We start from the raw sequence: 21153 nt of genomic DNA on the forward strand, positions 1-21153 counted from the left end.
CTGCAAAATGCACTTGATTCGTGGGCAGCTAAAGCATAAATCGCTATTTTGTTAGCTGAAATATTGAGTTTTCAAGGTACGAAGCCCATTTTGGGTATGGGAAGTCTTAGTATGTAATTTGTACTAGCATTCTTTTCTTCATTACATTTTTCACACAAATCTTGAAAATTATCCTCTAGTTCATCTCCAACCAAATCCCACGGCACAATATGATCTACATGGATTTTTGACCAATTGTTACCCAACTCGCACCCACAAATTACACATTTACCTTCTTGTTTTTTGAATAGTTCTTTTTTGACGGCAAATGGAATACCATTTCTAGAATTCTTTTTTCTAAAATGAGCCTTCATCCACAGTGAGATAATTCGTGCATACCGATCATTCACACTATAACCCGTTTCCTTTTCAACAATACTCCTAGTAGTAAGGTCTTCGTCATGGCTCTCTTTATATAATTGTAAAATACGTGACTTATACTTAATGTCCGAATCCATTCTCTTGCAAATATTACCAAACTGTTTAAGCCAAAAGGCCTTTTCGTACTCTTCAACAACAGAAGTGTTTTTTATTAATTCAGTTAATTGTGTCATCAAACTCCTCCTTGCTGAGTTGTAGGTCAAATATTATTTCCTCAATAACCCGAACACACTCTTCAGTATTCTTCTTTATATCATTACCCCAGAATCGAATTACAGTCCACCCCATAAACAGAAGTCTTTTGTTGATTTCATCATCACGCTCACGATTTCTGGAAATCTTACTAATCCAGAATTCACTGTTATTACTTTTCTTCAAACGTGGTTTTAATACTTCCCAATCTTTTCCATGAAAGAACTCTCCATCGCAAAATATAGCTATCCTGTATTTCGTTAAGGCAATATCTGGGCTTCCTGGTATACCTTTGTAATTCTTCCGGTATCTGTATCCTTTCTTCCACAATGCTTTCCTCAGAATCACTTCTATCTTGGTATCCTTACCACGGATATGCTGCATATTTTTACGCCGTTGTTCTGGCGTTAATACATCCGACATTTAATCTCTTCCTTCCAAAGCATTTACAATACATTCCGATAATCTGAAAATCTCGTTTGAATCTTCTCGAACAGTGATATGCATCAGATATTTTACATCTACCAGAATACCATGCACATGCTCATATGATTTATTATTCTCACGCCAGTCTCCTGTAGCTTCACCAATATGTATGACTTCACTCTCATCCCACTTCTTACTAAGAGAGTCAAATGGCATAAGGAATGCATTATACACAACGCCTTGGTCTGCAATATTGTTAGCAACATATTCTCCATAGGTAATCTGTTTGTTTATAGATGTAGATTCCGGAAGATCTCCAAGACGACCAGTTGCTCCATATTTATAATACTTTGCATCAAGTACATAGATATCTTTTTCCCTCAGCATTATTGTGTCTGGTTCAAGTGATGCATTATCGTAATTTTTACCTTTAACCTTCCATGTTGTCTTGGGAAAATATGCGGTCTTGCCCTCTATTCCATAAACCCTATCGATCAGAGCCTCCCAGACATACTCAAATCTATATGTTCCATATTTATATTCAATAGGAGCATTTTCATCTTGAAGATTATCTATTATCTGAATCATAGCGTAAAAAAGCATCTTATTTTTATCATTAAAAGTTCTGCTAAGTTTTTCCTTTAACACAGACTTGAACAGCTTCTCATTCCGTTTTATCCTCGGTTTCTGAGGCCTTACATCCGTAAATAACCATCCTATTTTTTCAAAACTTTCTGCAACACAATATTCATGAATAAGCGTAATCAATTGATTTTCATTAACAGTATTTCTGCGTGTCACAAAGTCAAGATAAAACGCTTCATCATCCTGTATTACTGGTCTCTGTGATTTTATTGTTCTGCTCCAGTTAATTTTACCTTTCTTTGAAACGTTGTACTCTACTTCACGCTCCCGGTAATATCCTCTCTCAAAAAAATCATAAATAACCGTAAGATATGCCTGGATTGGAAATCCAGTCTGATTACAATCCTCTGCGTTTTTTTGAATCCCGGACTCTTGATGACCAATCGTTGCTTCTATTGTTGAAATCAGAAGCATAATATCTTTTCTTAGGTCTCTGTCATCCTCTGATACATGAAATCCCAATGGAAAGTGCACGCTAAAATCACCTTTGTCACAAATAATTCCAACAAAGGTATCTGCTTCTCTGTTTGTATTCACATGGCATTTATCTCTAATACCATATTCTGACATAATTTTGCACCACCACTCTATTCTTCTGTGCCGCTTTCTTCTGCCGCATCTCCAGAATCTTTTTTCATATTTTTCATTCTATCTAACATTTTCTGGTAAACGTCACTCTTCAGAACTTCTTGGAGTGGATCTCCAAGAGCAGTCTGATAAGCTTCAAGAACTTTTTCCAAAGAAGTCATTCGTTTATCAAATACTACCTGCTTATCCATGCGGAAGGCATCATCCCAAAGATACTTAAGAACCTTTTCAGAAAAAATATCAGGTTTTAATTCATTGAGCTTTGCAAAATAAGCTCCAAGTCTCTTGTCTCCAGAACCTGTCATTTCAGTATTAACTTCAATAACAAGATCATTAACAACCATCGCAAAAGAACCCCAATTAATTGCAGAACCTTCAATCATGTCCTCTGCATGTTTATCTGTGAATTTATTTGGAACATGTCTCATATCCCATCTTCTCTGAAACGCAGTATCTAAAGTGAAGACATTTTGGTCTGATGTATTCATAGTTGCAAGTAATGTCAGATTGGCAGGAATTCTTACTGGATGTTCTGAATCTCCATCATATACTTCTTTTGCAATATCATAATTTGAAATACCGTACTCACTCTCGCCTTCTTCTCCAGGATATTTTTTTGCATCCTTTCTATCAAGAAGCTGAAAAATTTCACCAAATATAGCTGGTGCATTTCCTCTGTTGATTTCCTCAATAACAAGGTAATACATGTTATCCGGATCATGATATGCCTTATTCATAATCTTGGTAAAAGGTCCAGGGGTAAACACATATTCCAGTTTATTCTCCTTGTTAAGTCGTGGCATAATCTGACCCACAAAATCTGAATACGAGTAATCCGGATGAAAAACAACTCTCTCCATCACAGATTCATCTGAACAAATTTTACTAATCGCATAACTCTTACCACTTCCAGGAACTCCATAGTAAAGAATGTTTGTCCCATTGCCAGCCTTCCCTCTACTTGTATCCGCAATAAGGTCAGTCACATTAACCTTTGTATTTGTGCCATCCTTATAGAATTTATTATTTAGGCTTTCAAGTTTGTCCTTATACTCTGTTGTTTTCCGTACTCCATAACAATCATAATCAAGCTTTTCACGATGCTTCAGAATAATCATGTAGTCTCCAGCATGAATCAATCTACGAAATGCTACAAATGCTGGATCATCTATTGTTGTAAGAGAAAGCTGTACCTGGTCAGTCTGTGATTTTCTTCTACTTCTGACTATACTTGCCTTCGCCTGTATCATTTTATCATCTGCAAAAAATAACTCAGCAGGAGCCGACACATCACCTGCAAGTATATCTACATTGCTTTTGTATAATTTCAACGGAATCTGTGTGATAAAATACTTCTTTAACTGCTCATCACGTTGATCATATTCACAATTAAAATATCCATCTGCCATGAGATATGGAAAAATATTCATCTGCTCACCCGTAATAGCAATATGGGTTTGATTCGTTGTTCTTCCTTCATCCAATGTGTTAGATGCTTCTAATCTTTTAACAAGAATTCCATCGTATTTTCTTCCAGATGTTTCCGGAAGAACTTCATTAATAATTAACAATGCTTCCTTAAAATCCATTATTCATCGCCTCCATCAATATATTTTTTCACTATGTGAGCAACGGCTCTTCCAAGTAATGGAGGAACTGAATTTCCGATTTGCATATACGTCTTTGTGTAAGCTCCTCTAAAATAATAATCATCCGGATAAGATTGCACTCTCGCTGCTTCTCTTGGAGTAAGTCCTCGTGCCTGTGTTGGATGAATGTACATGTTGCAATCAAATTTCATATGAGCAGTAATAGTTTTGCAAACCTTTTTTTCTTCCAATTTGAAATACTTGTCTTTGAAAATACCATTACGTCTCGCATAAGGCATAATATCAGCTATCTTGGGATCATCTGATTTATTTCCTTGATACATTCTTCCAAAGATTTCGATATCTCTGTCATTATTATACCTTGCTTTATGATTAAGCGTTAACGGTGTTTTTCTTCCTTGGTTGATATATTCAATGTATGCATTAGTTGCTTCCAAATTATTCCTCTCGATCCTGTATCCTGATGTTTCACTCCCCTGTTCTGTCGAGTTCTTAACTCTTGACGCCTGTAACGGTCTTAATGCAAATATTGCATCTCCAAGAACATAGTCTGGAATAGTTTTGGACAATTCAAAAATTTCCTCAAATATCTTTTCATTATCCACCCCTATACGATTTCCAATGTATATGAGTCGCTCTCTATTCTGAGGCACACCAAAATCTTTAGCATTAAGAATATGACACTCGACCGTATATCCAATATTTCTGAAATCTTCCTTAACTTGATCTGCTACAGAACGCATACCTTTAACATTCTCCATTACAAAGAAAGCTGGCTGCACTCTCTTGACAACCTCAACATAGTTTTTGTAAAGGTGATTTCTTGGGTCATCAATGAGTCTTTGTCTGTTTGCCATGCTAAAGCCTTGACAGGGTGGTCCACCTACTACAATATCTACTCTTTTGTCTTTAAGAAGTTCCTCAAGGTAATCCACAACCTCTCTGATATCTCCCTGGACAATATGATCTCTCGGTGTTTCCGGATGATTATGGGCATAAGTATCTACACAACAAGCCTCAATATCATTTGCAAGTGCAGTCACAAAACCTTCCTGAGAAAATCCTAACGACAATCCACCAGCACCACAAAACAGATCCACCATTTGAAGAGCATCTTTATCTGCTTTTTCTCTTACCCTCTTAATAAATGAATTGCAGTATTTTCTTACAACACAGACTTCACACATACTGCTTTCATTACATCTTGATGCCAATCTCCCAAAAGCCTCCTGGAGTTCAGTATCAGTAATGATTTCCTGCTTTATAGCATCTGCCCGATCCTGCAAAAATTCTTCGTCAATAGATGTTGTAAATCTGGATAAACATTCACTATAATCTGTCGTTTCATCTGATATAGCTCCATTAATAAAAGCCACTATTTCGTTTATATCATTCTGGTAATCCATCAATCATTCCACTCTTCCAAATTTTGTAGACTTTCTCTTACGGCTTCTGCAACAGCTCTGGAAACATTCACTGTAACGGCATTTCCAAACTGTTTATATGCCTGACAATCAGACACAGGAATCACAAAGGTGTCTGAAAATCCCTGTAACCTTGCACATTCCCTTGGCGTGAGTCTTCTTACGCGCCCATTCTGTGTAACATAATTATCCTGACATGCCCGATGCATTTTAGCCATTGTAGCGCACAAAGGTCTTGCAATCTTAAGATCAATCTCCGATTTCGCCCTATACCCCCCTGTACCATTTGAAAGAATAGTAGGAAGTATTTTATCAGACAAAAAATATTTTTGATCAACATCATGCTCCAGTACATCCTGCAATGTTCTGTCAAGTTTTTTCTTCTCTGGGAATGCAAACTCAGCATTTTTATTTGCAAAACACACTATGTATGTTCTATTTCTTGTCTGTGGTACACCATGTTCTGCTGAATTAAGAATATCATCGTATACCTTGTATCCAAGATCTTTCTCAAGGATTCTCTTTATCGTCGCAAAAGTTCTTCCTTGATCATGTGTTCGTAACGCCTTAACATTTTCAAGAATAACCGCTGCTGGTTTATGACCTCTGTCTATTTTATCCTTTATTATCTCAGCAATTCTAAAGAACAATGTTCCTCTTGCATCCTCAAACCCCCTCTGCTCTCCCATCATACTGAATGGCTGGCAAGGAAATCCGCCAATAAAAACCTCTGCATCTGGAATATTCTCTAAAGGTATTGCATTTATATCTCCAAGAACTATCTCATTTTCATAGTTCGCTTTGTATGTCTGTACTGCATACTTATCAAAATCATTTGCCCAAATAACAGAATAACCAGCCTCCTCAAACCCCTTATCAAGACCGCCTATTCCACTAAAGAAAGAAACCACTCTCATTACAGTTCCTCCTTCTTATATAATTTTATATATTCACGTATATACTGATACAGCTGAGTTGATGCTGTCCTTCCTTCCTCATAACAGATAGTCATGAATTCATCTTTGACTTCTGGCTCGAGTGCTATTTCAATTTTGGCTGTTTTGCGCCGCCCTGCTGGTCTTCCACAATTTCTATTTTCTTTTTCTGCATTCATGTGCATCATACCTCCAAATCTCCCCCTATTATAACCTTTTTTTATCAGGGTGTAAACATGATATTTCCCGTGCAATTTATTTGTAAATCTGATACAATAAGATTGTGACATAGAATCTAAAGGAGGATATTATATGGCAACATACAAAGAAGTTCTGGATGCTATCAACACATTCCTTGTAAATACTAATAAGCTTTCACCTCTGTCCGACACATTATTTCAAGGTATTTTTGTAAAAGAGCTTTCCAATTCAAACCTTGTCTATGGTAAGAAATACACTGACGCAGTCACCGGAAAAAGAACACATCAATCACATCTGGATCTTACCGGACAAGATACTTTAAAATTCTTTTTTGGAGATCATCCCGTTTCAGATAAAGAGTATTCTCAAATAATGCTCGACATACCCGTTGATAATCTGAGATTGCTGCAAAAGATTGATAAGCCAACCACCGTAAAAGCTCAGCGTGGCACTCCAAAAAGAGAAGTAAATTTGCAAAAACGAGATATTCCTGCTGATTTCACCTTCACCCATTCAAGTGATTTATTCTACTACGCATATGCCTTCAAAAAACTGGAAGGACACTCGGGAGACCAAAATCAGATTAATCGTCTGCAGAATAAGGATGAATTCTTTGAGTTATGTTCTTCTGCTTATGAGGGAGATTTACTTATCCTCATGAAGCATTCGCTCAATCATTACATCTGTATTTTGATACCAGCAGAGTATTCATCTACTCTTTCTGGATTGATTGGAAGTAGCGTAAACTTCTCTGTTCAGAATCCTGCATTTGATACAAAGATATCATCTGACGCCTTCTGCTCTATTATGGAAAAGAATGTAAAGCAGGAATTTGATGATATTGATACATCAATCTTATCCGCGCCAACTGGATTAAATGGTCATGACAAGGAACAGCTTACAAAGGTTCGTGTCGGACAAGGTTCATTCAGAAAACTACTCATTGAACAACGAGGTTGTACGTGCGAACTATGTGCAGTTAATCTACCTGAAGTATTGCGTGCTAGTCATATACAAAGTTGGGCGTCATCTACACCAGCTGAAAGATTGGATCTGCAAAACGGCTTACTTCTATGCGCCAATCATGATGTTCTTTTTGATCGTCATATGATTACAATCGATGTTGAAACCAACCAATTACTCATATCCTCTTCCATACCAGAGGATCAACTTGAGGAGTTAAAGCTGATTCGTCCTAAGGCTATTTCCTTGGGCGAAAGAATGAAAGCTTATATGAAAAAACACAATAATCTTTTTGAAAAATAATTTATAATTTCAGGACGGCATCAATATGATACTGTCCATTTTTATTTCCTTCCACCCAACTGCCACTTATCATGGCTCTTTATTCCTTTCACAGCCCGCCTCAGAGTATTGGCTCTTCCGTGCAAATGATATGGGTGACACGCTCTATGGCGGTGGGAAATTACCACCGAGCCTTCCCCTAGATATTCTGGATTATGCAGGTACCAGTAATGCCCAGTGTTTCTGGATATTATGGTCACATCATAATCATCAACTGCGATGATGCAGAAGTATTTCGGATCAAGGCATCTCAAATCTTCTGTATTAAACAATCGCAGCCTCCTTCCCTTCAAGCCATGCAGCCAAGGCCTGCTCCACAACTACTGCCATTTGCTTCGAATCCATCCCATCAAAATACTTACTACAGATAGACTTTGGAAGTTTGAAGCTTACACCTGCTGGACTTTAGGTGCCTGACACAATAAAAAAAGTAGCAATATTATTAATATGAGATAAAGAATAAATAAAGTGTGTTTTACTGTGTCAGGCACCTCTGCCGGAGGCACAATGCTGCTAAATGCGACATAGCTGCATAAATACTGAAAATCCAACGAATCAATATCTTTTAAAAATGATATTTTCATCAAGGGGTTAGTGCGCCCTTTTTTAGCCAGAAAAATAAATCAATTTTTTTCATTTCACTATTGACATTTATTAGCTGGACTTTTGTTAGAACTCTTTATGAGAATACAAAATAATATTTCTTACTTCTACAAATATATTGCAATAGGAATGATCAATAGTGCAGGACCTTGCACGGTTGTTTCCAATTCTCCCAGATTCATATCTTGATTACTATCCGCATTAAATCCTGATAACATTTCTCCAAGTAAACTTTCTTTAAATATACTTAAACTTGTATTTCTAAGCAAATCAATTTTTTCATTTTGTTCGCATACCTTAGCAACCTTTCCTAATACCTTGAATTTTCCATCTACTATTTCACCACTATTTCCATTAAAAAAATAATCCATATATACCGGTAATACAGCTTTGAAACCGTTTTCACCTTCTGTATCACAAATCATATCCACCATTCCGTTTGCCTTAAGACTTTTAGAAAATGCTTCCATTTGCAGGATTGTTTTTTTATCTTCCAAATTCTTTTGCTTTGCTTTTTTACCAGTGCCATCGTTTTGCATAACTGATGCAAGTTCCAATACTCTTGTCATATTTTCCATCATCGTTATTAACGGATTAATTTTTAATATTCCAGATATTTCAACAAACTCTCCCGGTTGAATATTATCTATGTTTTTATCAATGCGTTTTACCAGTTTTTCTTTAAATAATTGTGATTTGAGATTATTAAATAATGATGATGGAGTATGTATTTTTTCTTGTTCTTGCTCCTTATTTTGCTCTTTACTGTATCCCACATCAGCTTTACCTTTTAGCTTTACTCCAAGCAAGGTAAATATATTCTTATTTCCCAAATCGGCTTCTATAGTTCCGTCAATATTCCCTCCAGTAGTAGCGGCAGTTTTTAACTTTGTCACCTGAGTAAATCCATCATTTATTGATGCTAATAAATCAAATACAATTTTTTGATTTAAATATAAAGGAATTTCTAAACTATGTTTATTCATCTTTTTCCTCCAATAAATCTCCATTTTCACTTATCTCAAAACACGCTCCTAAATTCGTATGCCTTTCCAGCGAATGAAGTTCCTCTGTAATATATTCCCAGGTTTCTTTATAATCCGGTCCGACTGCAAAATCTGACTCTTTTATGTACTTCAGAAATCTCGGTATGTCATTTCGATACTTTTTCGTGGTAGACTTTAGGTGCCTGACACAATAAAAACGAATCTTTTCAAAATATAAAACTATTGATACTGATTATATCATACATAGAGAGATTTGCAAAAAGATATGCAGATTGAATAATAATCTAAACCATAAGGGGGCAAGTGCAAATAAACTAACGTCTCCTATGATCTGCTAAAAATCAAACTCATCTGGATCCAATCCTGCGTCTTCCAGCACTTCCCTTCTTTCTTCCGGATCCATAAACTCTAACTCATCGTAATCAAGCCCTGCCTCAGCAAATACATCTGTTTCGTCATCATCATTAAATGAATCAGCTTCTCTGCTCTTCATCATATTATCCATAAACTGAAACTGTGCAGCTCTCTCGAATGCATTCAAGCGTCCATCACGGTTAAAATCAAACATCTTATCAAATCCAAACATAATTTATCCTCCCAAATCTGTTTATGAAAATGGCAATTCATCATCGATGCCATCTGGAATGTTCATGAATCCATCTACATCCGAGGGTGCTGATGCTTCTCTGCAAATTCTGCGTTACGCCCGGAGGCAACACAGCCAATGAAGTCTGCGTTCTGCTCGCCATCTCTTTTGAATCTGCGATCAACTGCGATAGTATATCTTGCAACTGCAGTAGAATTCTCTCCGGCTCCATACCTTACTTCCGGATCTCTGGTCAATCGTCCCATGAGAATTACTTTATTCATCGACTGCTTCCTCAATCTTCTTATGTTTGTTATCAATCAGACTCTTCTTACTGATACTGCAGATCGTTCCATGTGGTGTTACCAGGACAACCTTGGCCTTTGCAGTGTCACCGATCTTGTCATAGATGCGTCCGGCACTCATGCTCTCACCGATAACGGTGTGTGCGCTATTTGCCACATGTCCGATCTCGCCGAGTCCTTCCATCTTTACAACAATGGCCTCTTTATCGAAATTGTTATCCGGTTCCTTCTTAAGTTTCAGTTTCATTCGCGGCTTCAGGAATTCATTGCCGTGATAATATTTGGTTCCTGTCAATGTGAAATAAATTTTACTCATTGCCCTTCCTCCTTAGTCTTCCATGAATTCATAATATTCTTTATCGCTAGCAAATAAAATGTACTTGCCATCTACGTATCCCATGTATCCGTTGCTTGTAACATATCCCTTCATTTGCCGTCCTCCTTGATTCCTTTTCTGATGCTACCAGTTTACAACAAATAGCTGTGCAAAAATCCCGACAGCCAAATGGTCTCCGGGCGGGTTTTGTACCCAAATCTACCCTATCCGAACATTTTTTCAGAGCAGGTTCAAAAATGTATCTAAACTTCTCCGGACATTTTTGTATTTAAAAGTCGGTATGTCTTCATACGGCGACAGCCGTGACCGAGATGAAGCACAGCGTAATCGAGGTTGAAAGCTCTATCCTCAGAATGGAGATTTACATAGCTAACAGAACCAGAGATATCCCAATTCAGTTTTTTGTAACCGCTGAAGAGAAAAAGATGATTCGTAAGAAAATTCTCCTGTCCAAAACAGCAAATATGGGAGCCTATCTTCGCAAGATGGCTATTGATGGAATCATCGTAAACACAGATACGACTTACCTTAGAAACGTTTTTTGAGATGCACAAGATCGGTGTGAACGTGAACCAGCTGGCAAAACTTGCAAATTCCACTGGTGCTGTTACCCCGGAAGAAATGAAAAAATTCAACAAACTCAAAAGGAACTTCAGAATCAAAAGATTATTAAGAAACACTGTGAAGTTTATCGTGCATGTCGTGATATGGTTCGTGCCGAGAAAGATGCTCCGGACAAAGCACTCTATCGCAAGAAGCATCAGGCAGAGTATCAGCTACATGATGTCACTTTAAAAGAACTGACTGCGCTTGGCATTCACAAACTTCCGTCTGCCGACAAGCTATAGCAACAACAGATGAAACTGGAGGAAGAGCCATCACAAAGAACACAGGAGGATGTATTATCATGATCACTATTGGAACACGAATCAAATATCTCGGACAGATGATTGGCTTCCCTGCAGCCAGCGCCGATGTCAGGATCTCTCAATACGAGAACGATTCCTTCATTCTCTGCATCCTGCTTCCCTGAACTTGCAGCCGGAGCACTGTTTCCGCACGCAGTCATAGCAAAGAGAAGTACAAAGCAAAGGAGAACTGCCCATAACTTTTTCATCCGGAGTCGTCTCCCTTACAGCATCTTGATCAGGGCATCGATATCTTTATCTGTCGCACGATTCAGAAGCTTTCCTTCTACGATTTCTGCTCCAGGAGCGGATGGTTTCAGCTCTGCTACTGTGTTTCCAAAACCACTTCCACCAGATGTTGCAAAGAGTACAATCTTCTTATCAGAGAAGTCATAGCTTTCAAGGAAGGTATTGATGATGGTTGGAGCCACATACCACCAGATTGGGAATCCGATCAGTACAGTGTCATACTGGGTCAGCACTAAACCATCTTTTACGATTTCTGGTCGGAAGGACTTGTCGCCCATCTCTACACTACTTCTTGATTTTTTGTCCATCCAATTAAGATCAGCCTTGGTATATGGAACTGCAGGCTTGATCTCATAGATATCTGCTTTTGCAGCTGCGGCCAGTTTTTCCGCACTCTTCTTTGTTACGCCACTGGCACTGAAATATGCTACTAATGTTTTTGCCATAATTGTCACCTATTCCTTTATGAATTTCTTGTCCGAATCCGATATGCCATCCTCTGATACATAACGCTCAACCTTCATATGAAGATTATACTTTTCTCGTAATTTTCTGATAGCATCCACCGTTCCGCTTTCTGTCATTTCCCTTGCAAATTGTTTTGCTGCGGACCCAGTCCCTTTATATTCAAGTACGCCTCGGCGTACTTGCTGCGAGGTGCGCGTCATGCTTTGCATGACACAATACATCTGCGCATCTCTGCAATCCCGCCTCTATCATTAATCGAGATTGCCATATTGCTCATCATCTACCACTTCCAGCCACTCATTGGAGCCATCCTTGCCAGGCACTTCAATTGCCAGATGGCTGAACCAGGAATCCGGTGCAGCTCCATGCCAGTGCTTTACGCCTACCGGAATATTGATGCAGTCTCCCGGCTTCATTTCTACTGCATCCTTGTCCCATTCCTGATAGTAACCACGGCCTGCCACACAGACAAGGATCTGTCCGCCGCCTTCTGTTGCATGATGAATGTGCCAGTTATTTCTGCACCCCGGCTCAAAAGTTACATTAAAGATTCCAACCTGACTTGTTGATATAGGTGCAAGAAAGCTTTTACCAGTAAAATATTGTGTAAATCCATCATTTGGTGCTCCGATCGGGAATACCATTTCCTTTGCATGTGCTCTCATAGCTTCGTCTTCGTAAGGAAGATCACCTTCGCCATTCTCCCAAACTTCTTTTGCCAGGTTGAATACGGCCCAGCCCTTTGGCCATCCTGCATAGAATGCCACATGCGTGATCACTGCTGCGATTTCCTTCTGGGTCACACCATGGGCTTTCGCATTCTGCAGATGATATTTCAGAGAAGAATCCGTAATGCCTGAGGACATCAATGCAACTACAGTGATAATGCTTCTTGTCTTTACATCGATATCCTGATTATTCCAGTTCTCTCCAAAGAGAACATCGTCATTATAATGAGCAAACTCCGGCGCGAATTCACCGAGAGCAGCTCTGCCTGCTGTCTGTACTATCTTCTTCATAATATCTATCCCCTATTTTTCTCATTTTTACAGAGCCTTTCCTAGCTCATAGGCCCTCTTCATGATCTCTTCATGATTCGAAGCGTCATTCGCATCACCGATGCCGCCACCCGTTACGAGACCCTTGAGCTTGGCCTTTTCAAAGCAGTCCACCCAGCCTTGAAGACCGTTGTAGGCTTTTTCAAATGCGCTTTCCTCTTCCTCTGCGGCCGTTGCGATCATATAGATATCGCGGAAAGCATAATCCATCGGATACATCGGGTTCATTCTGTCCAGAAGCGTCTTCATCTGTCCGCTCATCTCATAATAGTAGATTGGAGTTGCATAGACGATAACCTCGGCAGCCAGAACCTTTTCCATGATCTCTGCCACATCATCTGTAAGTACGCAGCTGCCTTTTGTCTGACAGGTCAAACATCCGATACAAAACCTAATGTCCTTTCCCTTCAGGGAAATGTATTCTACCTCGTGTCCGGCCTCTTTTGCTCCCTTTTCACATTCCTTTGCAAGAATGTCGGAATTACTGCCGCCACGAAGGCTTGTCGAAATAATAAGTACTTTCTTTGCCATCTTAACCTACCCCGTTTCCCTTTAAGAACTGCTGCATCTTGTCAAATGGAATGACTTTCAGGTTGTCATACAGATCTGTATGCACTGCCCCCGGGATGGTGAGAAGTTCTTTGTTCTCTGTATATTTGCTGTCCTTGATCATTGCTTCATAAGCATCCTTGCCAAAGTAATAGCTGTGCGCCTTATCGCCGTGCATAATCAATACGGCACTTCTGATCTCATTGCTGTATGTAAGAATAGGCTGATTCATAAAGGACTGGCAGCCAAGACTATTCCAGCCTTCATTAGAGTTAAGGCTTCTCGCATGGTAGCATCTTCCCTTGTAGTATTCGCTGTAATCCTTTACATAGAATGGAGCATCTTCCGGTACCGGAAGTGGAAGACATCCGCCGGCTCTTGAGTATTCACCCTTTTTGTATTCCTCTGTTCTGAGGGCATTCATAGCCTGCTTCTTTGCAAATCGTACCTCCTCGCTGGCTTCTGAATCGAAATATCCGTTGGCATTGACTCTGGTCATATCGTACATGGTAGATGCAATTGTTGCCTTGATCCTGGTGTCAAGGGCTGCTGTATTAAGAGCCATGCCGCCCCATCCACAGATACCGATGATACCGATTTGATCTGCATCAACATTTTCCTGAACGGATAAGAAATCTACTGCAGCCATGAAATCCTCGGTGTTGATATCAGGAGATGCCATATATCTTGGCTGTCCACCACTCTCACCTGTGAAAGAAGGATCAAATGCGATGGTCAGGTATCCTCTCTCAGCCATAGTCTGGGCATAGAGTCCTGAACACTGCTCCTTTACGGCGCCAAAAGGTCCGGAAACTGCGATTGCTGGAAGCTCGCCTTCTGCATTCTTTGGTGTATACATATCAGCTGCCAGGGTAATTCCGTAACGGTTAATGAATGTCACCTTCTTGTGATCTACCTTGTCGCTTTTTGGAAATGTCTTATCCCATTCAGCAACCAACTTAAGTTCTTCTGTCTTCATCATTATTTTTATCCTCCTTGCGGTCATTTTTCTTGAATATTACTGGAATATATCTTATAATGATCTTATCATACAACCTAAACCTAACTTTAGGTCAAGAACTTTTTTGAAGGAAGGTGCATCATGTACACGATTGGTCAGGTTTCGGAGATGTACAATCTCCCTATTTCGACTTTAAGATATTATGACAAGGAAGGATTCTTCCCTAATCTGATGAGAAAGGGCAATATCCGTTACTTCAGCGACGATGAACTGGAGGCTATCCGCGTGATTGAGTGCCTCAAACGCTCCGGTCTTGAGATCAAGGATATCAAGCAGTTCTTCCGGTGGGTTATGGAAGGCCCTTCCAGCTATGGGAAGAGAAAAGAGATGTTCGAGACCAGAAAAGCTGCCGTGGAAGACGAGATCAAAGCCCTGGAGAGAACCCTTGCTCTGCTGAAATTTAAATGCTGGTACTACGAGACCGCAATAAAAGACGGCAATGAAGATGGCATCAATGCCATGCTGCCGGACAAACTCCCGGAAGAGATTCAGGAGCTTTACGATATTTCACATGAATAACCAACAACGAAAAAAAACCACTGAAAGACCTGCTGTATAAACAGTCCTCCAGTGGGCAAAATTGTCACTTTACATCTCAGCCGGAGTCTCCGACTCCTCTTCCTCCGAATCAAGCTGATGCTCCTTTTTCATCTGGAAAAACTCCTTATTCGTACAGATTTCAAGCTGTTCCATCAGATCTTCAAGAAGTTCCAACATCTCCGGATCTTCACCTGTGTTTCCCAGTTCCTCCATTGTATATCCCATCGGATTAAATCTTTCTATTCCCTCAATATTTTCTCCATTGCCTTGCCTTTGGCAAGTTCATCCACCAGCTTATCGAGATATCGAATATCACGCATCAGCGAATTCTCAACATTTTCAACTCGAACACCACACACAACGCCGGTAATCTTCTCCCGGTTCGGATTCATTTCCGGAGCCTGTCGGAAGAAATCGCCATAGGAAATCTCACTATCCATGAGCTCATCAATCTGCTGCGCGGTGTACCCGGTAAGCCAGAAGGTGACTTCTTCTACTTCTTCCCTGGTGCGTCCTTTACGCTCGGCTTTTGCTATCAGAAGGCCATATACTTTGGAAAAGGACATAGCAAATACCTTTTCATTCTCCATGATTCTTTGTCTCCCCTACTTGTGTTTTTTGTTTTTCTTCGGTCGGTTATCCATGTACTCATGAGCCAGGATATCCTTCAGAACCAGCATGGCATCCTGTTCTGAATAATTGTAATCTTCCTGCAGTTCCGTGAACATGCGACGGATCTTGGCGGCATACTTAGGAATATCCACTTCTTTCTGATAAGTGGCAAGCACAGGATACTTTGTACTCCAGGCCTTGGTCCAGTCCACCTTTTCCTGTTCTTCTTCTGTTGTATTTCGTATGATCTCTTCTATCTGCTTCATGATATTCCTCCTCATGCATGGTTTCCGGTTTCGTAGCACCACAAGACAATTCTTTTTATCAACTCTGCATCGACCTTGCCATACGGAATGCGAATCGTTCCTTTATCCGTCTTATACCCTTTCAATGCTTCAGCAAATTCTTCGACTGCTGCAGGACCCGGATACAAGCCGATATGTTTCTTCGAAGCAGCAAAATGAACAATGTTATGACCTTTCCAGTAGGTCGGCATACTCCATGAAATGCGTTCTTCCGCTTCCGGTAATGCACTGCGAAGAATCTGACGCATATAGCGCAGATCTTCCTGTTTCTCCTCATCCTGGCTCAGGATATATTCATCAATCGACTCTGGCTTTTCACCGCAGTAATGACTTTGCCCTTTTTTCTAAAACTCCCTACCACATTTGGGACATTGCCACATTGGGCTTTTCTCACTGTCTATTTCATGAAGAACCACTTCAACCATATCTCCAAAGCTCTTGCCAATCTGCTTGCGTATCTGTTTTGTAACACCGATGATGTAACACGGAGTTCCCATTTTTACCACTTGCCCACGATACGGAATACCGTCAAATGTAGCATTTACCAACAAACGACCTTTTCCAAAAAGCTCTTTGATATCGTAAGGAACCTCTACATAGGCGGCATCCATATTCTCATTTTGAAGAATTTTTGAACAAAATTTTAATTCCATATTTTTTGCCTCTCATTCTGTGATTATTATTCTCCGCAAATTCCGATCTCTCGAGTTCTAAAAACCAGAAGTTTTCTATTTCCTACAACTTCTTCTCCATCAGCCAGAATCGCCCTTTTCGCCAATTTGCATATCCACACCTTTTGTATCCGCTTTTTTTATACAGGCTGATTGCATACGGATTCTCCGAAAACACATCCAGACGCACAGATTCAAACCCTATATTCTGAAGTTGATTTTCTATATGATTTAATACGATTTTTCCTATTCCTCTGTTCTGAACTTCCGGTGAAACACACAGGCAATGTATGATGCAGGCCGTTTCCCCATTACACTCCCACTCTGCATTTAAATACTCCGGATCATATTCTGTGCTTATCGTATAAATTGCAATCAGTCGACTCTCCTCCGTTACTGTGTATAGAGTACCGTTGGCAATATCATTGGCAAAATCCTCCCTTGTCGGATACACCTTATCCCATTGGTGAATTCCCTGTTCTTCCATCGTTTCGATTGCCGCCGCTACCAAGCTGCATATATTCTATAAATCATTCATTGTTCCCAGTCTAAATTCCATAGGTTTTATTCTCCGATTTTGTTATATAAATCCATTATCATTCCTTACATAAAAATTTACCATCAAAATCATATATTTCATTTCAAATAGTCCCAATATGAGAAAAAAGCCAAGAGGCACTAATGCCCCTTGTGCTTTTCCCGTTTCTTTTGCTGTTTTTGTTCAAACATTCGCAGTTGATCCGCTTCTCTCTTCTCGCGGCTTCTCACTTTACGCTCCTGCTTATTTTGTTCCTGTTGTAACTTCAACGCCTGCTGCGATTTTGTTCCTATGCCTGTTTCCTGCATCTGTTTTTTCGCTTCGCGCTGTATTCTTTTGGGATTTCTTTTTGTCTCCTTTACAACAGTATCAACAGCCGGACTGAATTTCAAACTGAAATAGTATCTTTGAATATATTCCTGAATTTCATAAACCTTCGGCTCTGCACCAAAAGTCACCTTTGCTACAGTCAGCCTGCTATTTTCAATATGTTCGAATACACCCACCCAAAAAGGCTCTTCAAAGTATACTGTCAGTTTTCCATTTACTTTGTCCATAAGAATCCCTCCTAAATATTTGTTGAACAAAGAATGGACAACCCGGAGGGGCAGGTTACTTACCCTATTAAAATAGGACGGCTGGGCTACCTACCAGCTCTAGCACATTTTTTCAATGCACATTGCGTTTTTATCTTTGCTTTTATAATCAAGCCATATGGCATGATTAACATTTTAATCAATCAACTTCCTATAGATTCAGATCTGAAATATGGAATCTGTAGTTATCATAATAATTACTTAAATGCCATAATGACAGAGAATTTGTGATAAGAATAGATGCACTTGACTTCTGAAAATCCACATCTGTCCAGCATTTGTATTTCTGTTTCTACAGAACACTCCTTATCTAATTTTCTTCGTTCTTTCCATAATTCGATATCCCGTTCAGTCAATCCACTGGAATACAACTGACTCTCCCAATATGTATCAAATAAGTCATTCATCACAGGTGTATCCGCACAAAACTGATCATAATTCACGAATATTCCATCCTCTGGCAGCATGTCATAAATCTTTATAAACAATTTCTCTTTTTGAGCATCATCCAAATGATGAATGGATAATGCTGATATAACAGCATCAAAATCATCTTCAGGAAGTGTCTTTGTATAATCCATTATTATATGCGCGACATTATTTAATCCAAAAAACCTCTTTCTCGATACATCAAACATTTCGTCAGCTATATCAACCAATATATATTCCGCTGACGGGCATTGTTCATACCAGTAAAAAGACAGCAAACCTGTTCCTGCCCCTAAATCCAGTACTCCCTTTGGCTTCTTTATACTTGAAAGAACAAATTTTGTTGAATTTTTATAGAAATCATCAAAACATGGAATGAACTTTTTACGATTACAATCATATTCTTTAGCTATTGAATTAAATTGCGCTTCTATATTCATAAAGGTATCCTCCTCGGCTTACATATTCATTCTACATTATCTTTCATTTTCCTGATAGGCAAATTATTCAGCTGAATGTGTCCGTTTTATAGCTTCTGAGTCAATCGCGCAGCGAACACCACATAACGAAATAAACGGATCGTAACACCATTTCTGATGTCACGCTCTGAGTGTATCGCGCTGGTAAGAAATGATCCCTTTTGATCAGCAAATTTATTCGGCAAACTGGAATTTGTTTGTACAATGTTCAAGATATAACTGTTATTATGTCTTGATTAGAGTACAAACTCATATAAGAGGAACTTCCTCGGTACTCCAATATCAACATATGTGATTTCAACCTTATCCACATACTTAAATCCAAACGACATATACATTTTCTGTGGAATATCATTTCCCTCTATGCAATCAAGACGAATTGATTTAAGGTTTCTTTCCCTTGCTGTGTCTATTGCGTGTTGAACTAACTGCTTCGAGTATCCACGACCTCCATATTCCGGAAGGACACGCAAGGCATGAAGAACTACTGTCTCGTTATCATTTGCATCAATAAGCCATTTAACTGCGTGATACGCCTCATCACGATCATGATTCATAATATACGCCGCAACAATTCGACCATCTTCAATACCGATAAACTGATTTCTCTCTTTGATTGCATCTTTGATCATTTCATCTGGAGGGAAACCACCTTTATCTCCCTCCGGCAGAAAATCTTTTCCGCTCAAAACTTTACACATACCGTCATAAAACTGTCGCAATTCTATAAAATTTTTCTCTTCTGCATATCTGATAATCATAGAAATCTATCCCTCCAATTTCTAAGTTGTAAGTTTCTTTACTATCATATCTTTAAAACTTGTTTTGCTTTCGCATTAACAAATTGGATAATTGGGCCTGAAATGATAACTGTAATAAGCGTGCATACACCAAACTTTCCGCCAAACAAAACACCTGTAACAACAACCAAAATATCCAATGCCATTCGGACAAATTTAATCTGCAGTGATTTTTTTCTGCTAAAGCAAAAGTGACTGCCTCATAGGAGCCTCTACCAAGGGATGCCGACGCATATAGTCCTGTTCCGACAGCAAACAAAACCACTCCTAACAACATAATTAAAAAATTGATCCACTTATAGGTACTGTAAATATGGCAGTTAGCAAACAAATCTACACAGGTACTGTATACAATCTGGTACAACACAGTTCCTATATGAATCTGACTTTTATCGTAAATGAGCGCAAACAAAATCATTCCCAATGCTACAACAAAAGATGCTGTGCCAATGCTTATGTGAAATGTTCTTGCAATCCCCTGCCACAGCACCGCAAGCGTAGCTCCGCCAAATCCAGCATACAGTGCAAGTGTAATTCCATAAGCCGTAATTATAGAACCTATTACAAGGATTGCCAATTTCTTTAGTGTTTTTTTATTGTTATTTTTCATTGACTTTTAATTCAAGTACATCCGGACGGGCATAATGTCCGATTGCATCATGCTCCATTTTGCAGGCGGCAGGCAAATTCATATCAAGTTCTGCGTAAATGATAGTTTCTTTATCCCAGACAGGTTTTGTCAAATAATGCCCATATGAATCAATAATGCAGCTTCCTCCTCTGCACACAAGTCCTGGAAGTTTAGATACGATATTATACTCCTGCAGATCAGAAGGGTATGAACTGCGTCTGATAATCATATCAGTGTTGATAAAGAAACATTTTCCTTCGATTGCAATATGCTGAACTTTCATGCTAATAATTCACTCCTCGTATAATTTTCTTTGGGTTTAAAGCATCTGAAATCTATATCACTGTATATCCGGCATTTAATAATACAGCTAATGATTTTTCAAAATCCGCATCTTTCACTAAAATATAATCTGTGTTGAATGTAGATACCGCAAAAATTCCAATTTCATTATCTGCAAGTATTCCAGACAACTTTGAAAGAATGCCAATGAGTGAAAAATCCAAAATTCCTTGAATACGGAAACCACGCCACCCATCTTCACGTTCTATTGTGTTTTCAGGAACGTCATTTGTTTCACACACAAGAGAAATTTCTTCATCTGTTTTACCAATGAAGTAGAATTCCTTGCTTAAATCTATATCATCAATGTTTTTGACTTTACATACCGTTAGCAACCGCTCTAATTTATTTAATACCAGCAAATTACTCTCCT

General features: G+C 39.1%; 33 protein-coding genes and 1 pseudogene. 4 read left to right on the forward strand and 30 right to left on the reverse strand.

What is annotated here, in order from left to right; all coding sequences use genetic code 11:
- Positions 1–71: 71 nt before the first annotated feature.
- From ACTNBF_RS14160 to ACTNBF_RS14190, 7 genes are read right to left on the reverse strand one after another with little or no spacing between them, the layout of a single operon-like run.
- The gene (locus ACTNBF_RS14160) at positions 72–593 is read right to left on the reverse strand and encodes an HNH endonuclease (RefSeq protein WP_441089506.1); all 522 of its coding nucleotides are present in this window, start codon (positions 591–593) and stop codon (positions 72–74) included.
- Positions 577–1035, reverse strand: a complete 459-nt coding sequence (locus ACTNBF_RS14165) for a very short patch repair endonuclease (RefSeq protein ID WP_441089507.1) — start codon at positions 1033–1035, stop codon at positions 577–579. Before ACTNBF_RS14165 ends, ACTNBF_RS14160 begins: the two co-directional genes overlap by 17 nt.
- Positions 1036–2253: an LlaJI family restriction endonuclease gene (locus ACTNBF_RS14170; protein ID WP_441089508.1), complete on the reverse strand. Its 1218-nt coding sequence runs from the start codon at positions 2251–2253 to the stop codon at positions 1036–1038.
- 17 nt (positions 2254–2270) lie between these two features.
- A complete protein-coding gene (locus ACTNBF_RS14175; protein ID WP_441089509.1) occupies positions 2271–3860 on the reverse strand; it encodes an AAA family ATPase in 1590 nt (529 codons plus the stop codon).
- Complete coding sequence (locus tag ACTNBF_RS14180) at positions 3860–5287, reverse strand: DNA cytosine methyltransferase (protein WP_441089510.1); 1428 nt, start codon at positions 5285–5287, stop codon at positions 3860–3862. Before ACTNBF_RS14180 ends, ACTNBF_RS14175 begins: the two co-directional genes overlap by 1 nt.
- Entirely contained in the window at positions 5287–6222 is a 936-nt protein-coding gene (locus ACTNBF_RS14185) for a DNA cytosine methyltransferase (RefSeq protein WP_441089511.1), read from the reverse strand. The genes ACTNBF_RS14180 and ACTNBF_RS14185 overlap by 1 nt, the downstream gene beginning before the upstream one ends.
- On the reverse strand, positions 6222–6419 hold the full coding sequence (locus ACTNBF_RS14190) for an antitoxin (protein WP_441089512.1): 198 nt from the start codon (positions 6417–6419) through the stop codon (positions 6222–6224). The genes ACTNBF_RS14185 and ACTNBF_RS14190 overlap by 1 nt, the downstream gene beginning before the upstream one ends.
- A gap of 133 nt (positions 6420–6552) precedes the next feature.
- On the opposite strand from ACTNBF_RS14190, the gene ACTNBF_RS14195 reads away from it, so the two are divergent.
- A complete protein-coding gene (locus tag ACTNBF_RS14195) occupies positions 6553–7707 on the forward strand; it encodes an HNH endonuclease (RefSeq protein WP_441089513.1) in 1155 nt (384 codons plus the stop codon).
- 41 nt (positions 7708–7748) lie between these two features.
- Here ACTNBF_RS14195 and ACTNBF_RS14200 read toward each other — a convergent pair whose 3' ends face one another.
- The 5 genes and pseudogenes from ACTNBF_RS14200 to ACTNBF_RS14220 all read right to left on the reverse strand — a co-directional run bounded on the left by ACTNBF_RS14200 (position 7749) and on the right by ACTNBF_RS14220 (position 10563).
- A complete protein-coding gene (locus tag ACTNBF_RS14200; protein WP_441089514.1) occupies positions 7749–8018 on the reverse strand; it encodes a hypothetical protein in 270 nt (89 codons plus the stop codon).
- Between the two features lie 438 nt (positions 8019–8456).
- Positions 8457–9335, reverse strand: coding sequence for a DUF6414 family protein (locus ACTNBF_RS14205; protein ID WP_441089515.1), 879 nt, complete (start codon positions 9333–9335; stop codon positions 8457–8459).
- A 355-nt stretch (positions 9336–9690) separates the two neighbouring features.
- Positions 9691–9942 (reverse strand): hypothetical protein, encoded by a 252-nt coding sequence (locus tag ACTNBF_RS14210; RefSeq protein WP_349084422.1) that lies wholly within the window; start codon positions 9940–9942, stop codon positions 9691–9693.
- 92 nt (positions 9943–10034) lie between these two features.
- Positions 10035–10226: pseudogene (locus tag ACTNBF_RS14215) on the reverse strand (single-stranded DNA-binding protein); the annotation flags it as partial.
- Positions 10219–10563 (reverse strand): HIRAN domain-containing protein, encoded by a 345-nt coding sequence (locus ACTNBF_RS14220; RefSeq protein ID WP_441030296.1) that lies wholly within the window; start codon positions 10561–10563, stop codon positions 10219–10221. The pseudogene ACTNBF_RS14215 and the gene ACTNBF_RS14220, both read right to left, overlap by 8 nt.
- 332 nt (positions 10564–10895) lie before the next feature.
- Here ACTNBF_RS14220 and ACTNBF_RS14225 point away from each other — a divergent pair, with 332 nt between their 5' ends.
- Complete coding sequence (locus ACTNBF_RS14225) at positions 10896–11129, forward strand: plasmid mobilization protein (protein WP_441030332.1); 234 nt, start codon at positions 10896–10898, stop codon at positions 11127–11129.
- Between the two features lie 162 nt (positions 11130–11291).
- Entirely contained in the window at positions 11292–11432 is a 141-nt protein-coding gene (locus ACTNBF_RS14230; protein ID WP_441089532.1) for a hypothetical protein, read from the forward strand.
- Here ACTNBF_RS14230 and ACTNBF_RS14235 read toward each other — a convergent pair.
- From ACTNBF_RS14235 to ACTNBF_RS14260, 6 genes are read right to left on the reverse strand one after another with little or no spacing between them, the layout of a single operon-like run.
- Positions 11402–11701 carry a hypothetical protein gene (locus tag ACTNBF_RS14235; RefSeq protein WP_427808497.1) on the reverse strand — a complete coding sequence of 100 codons (300 nt, stop codon included), beginning with the start codon at positions 11699–11701 and terminating at the stop codon, positions 11402–11404. The genes ACTNBF_RS14230 and ACTNBF_RS14235 overlap by 31 nt on opposite strands.
- Before the next feature lie 15 nt (positions 11702–11716).
- The gene (locus ACTNBF_RS14240; RefSeq protein ID WP_441026959.1) at positions 11717–12187 is read right to left on the reverse strand and encodes a flavodoxin; all 471 of its coding nucleotides are present in this window, start codon (positions 12185–12187) and stop codon (positions 11717–11719) included.
- Between the two features lie 9 nt (positions 12188–12196).
- Complete coding sequence (locus ACTNBF_RS14245; protein WP_427808501.1) at positions 12197–12418, reverse strand: hypothetical protein; 222 nt, start codon at positions 12416–12418, stop codon at positions 12197–12199.
- Positions 12419–12460: 42 nt separating this feature from the next.
- The gene (locus ACTNBF_RS14250; RefSeq protein WP_441026955.1) at positions 12461–13228 is read right to left on the reverse strand and encodes a carboxymuconolactone decarboxylase family protein; all 768 of its coding nucleotides are present in this window, start codon (positions 13226–13228) and stop codon (positions 12461–12463) included.
- Positions 13229–13255: 27 nt separating this feature from the next.
- On the reverse strand, positions 13256–13798 hold the full coding sequence (locus ACTNBF_RS14255) for a flavodoxin family protein (protein WP_441026953.1): 543 nt from the start codon (positions 13796–13798) through the stop codon (positions 13256–13258).
- A gap of 1 nt (position 13799) precedes the next feature.
- Complete coding sequence (locus ACTNBF_RS14260) at positions 13800–14798, reverse strand: alpha/beta hydrolase (protein WP_441030306.1); 999 nt, start codon at positions 14796–14798, stop codon at positions 13800–13802.
- 120 nt (positions 14799–14918) lie between these two features.
- Here ACTNBF_RS14260 and ACTNBF_RS14265 point away from each other — a divergent pair, with 120 nt between their 5' ends.
- Positions 14919–15356 carry a MerR family transcriptional regulator gene (locus ACTNBF_RS14265; RefSeq protein WP_441026949.1) on the forward strand — a complete coding sequence of 146 codons (438 nt, stop codon included), beginning with the start codon at positions 14919–14921 and terminating at the stop codon, positions 15354–15356.
- A gap of 69 nt (positions 15357–15425) precedes the next feature.
- Here ACTNBF_RS14265 and ACTNBF_RS14270 read toward each other — a convergent pair whose 3' ends face one another.
- From ACTNBF_RS14270 to ACTNBF_RS14325, 12 genes are all read right to left on the reverse strand, one after another.
- Positions 15426–15602, reverse strand: a complete 177-nt coding sequence (locus ACTNBF_RS14270) for a hypothetical protein (RefSeq protein ID WP_441089516.1) — start codon at positions 15600–15602, stop codon at positions 15426–15428.
- 14 nt (positions 15603–15616) lie between these two features.
- Complete coding sequence (locus ACTNBF_RS14275) at positions 15617–15967, reverse strand: DUF2200 domain-containing protein (RefSeq protein ID WP_441089517.1); 351 nt, start codon at positions 15965–15967, stop codon at positions 15617–15619.
- A 15-nt stretch (positions 15968–15982) separates the two neighbouring features.
- Positions 15983–16255, reverse strand: a complete 273-nt coding sequence (locus ACTNBF_RS14280; RefSeq protein WP_441089518.1) for a hypothetical protein — start codon at positions 16253–16255, stop codon at positions 15983–15985.
- Positions 16256–16266: 11 nt separating this feature from the next.
- Entirely contained in the window at positions 16267–16596 is a 330-nt protein-coding gene (locus tag ACTNBF_RS14285; protein WP_441089529.1) for an iron chaperone, read from the reverse strand.
- 42 nt (positions 16597–16638) lie between these two features.
- The gene (locus tag ACTNBF_RS14290; protein WP_441089519.1) at positions 16639–16947 is read right to left on the reverse strand and encodes a DUF1905 domain-containing protein; all 309 of its coding nucleotides are present in this window, start codon (positions 16945–16947) and stop codon (positions 16639–16641) included.
- Positions 16948–17029: 82 nt separating this feature from the next.
- Entirely contained in the window at positions 17030–17476 is a 447-nt protein-coding gene (locus tag ACTNBF_RS14295; protein WP_441026927.1) for a GNAT family N-acetyltransferase, read from the reverse strand.
- Positions 17477–17643: 167 nt separating this feature from the next.
- A complete protein-coding gene (locus ACTNBF_RS14300) occupies positions 17644–18060 on the reverse strand; it encodes a YjdF family protein (protein ID WP_441030316.1) in 417 nt (138 codons plus the stop codon).
- Between the two features lie 236 nt (positions 18061–18296).
- Entirely contained in the window at positions 18297–18968 is a 672-nt protein-coding gene (locus ACTNBF_RS14305; RefSeq protein ID WP_441089520.1) for a class I SAM-dependent methyltransferase, read from the reverse strand.
- 275 nt (positions 18969–19243) lie between these two features.
- Entirely contained in the window at positions 19244–19768 is a 525-nt protein-coding gene (locus ACTNBF_RS14310) for a GNAT family N-acetyltransferase (protein ID WP_235249066.1), read from the reverse strand.
- Positions 19769–19820: 52 nt separating this feature from the next.
- Positions 19821–20417: a YczE/YyaS/YitT family protein gene (locus ACTNBF_RS14315; protein WP_441089521.1), complete on the reverse strand. Its 597-nt coding sequence runs from the start codon at positions 20415–20417 to the stop codon at positions 19821–19823.
- Positions 20407–20721 (reverse strand): nitrilase-related carbon-nitrogen hydrolase, encoded by a 315-nt coding sequence (locus ACTNBF_RS14320; protein WP_235249065.1) that lies wholly within the window; start codon positions 20719–20721, stop codon positions 20407–20409. The genes ACTNBF_RS14315 and ACTNBF_RS14320 overlap by 11 nt, the downstream gene beginning before the upstream one ends.
- A gap of 52 nt (positions 20722–20773) precedes the next feature.
- Complete coding sequence (locus ACTNBF_RS14325; RefSeq protein ID WP_441030338.1) at positions 20774–21139, reverse strand: ACT domain-containing protein; 366 nt, start codon at positions 21137–21139, stop codon at positions 20774–20776.
- Positions 21140–21153 lie beyond the last annotated feature (14 nt).

Origin of the sequence: Bariatricus sp. HCP28S3_A4, from assembly GCF_052066395.1 — a bacterium.
Classification (GTDB): domain Bacteria; phylum Bacillota; class Clostridia; order Lachnospirales; family Lachnospiraceae; genus Allocoprococcus.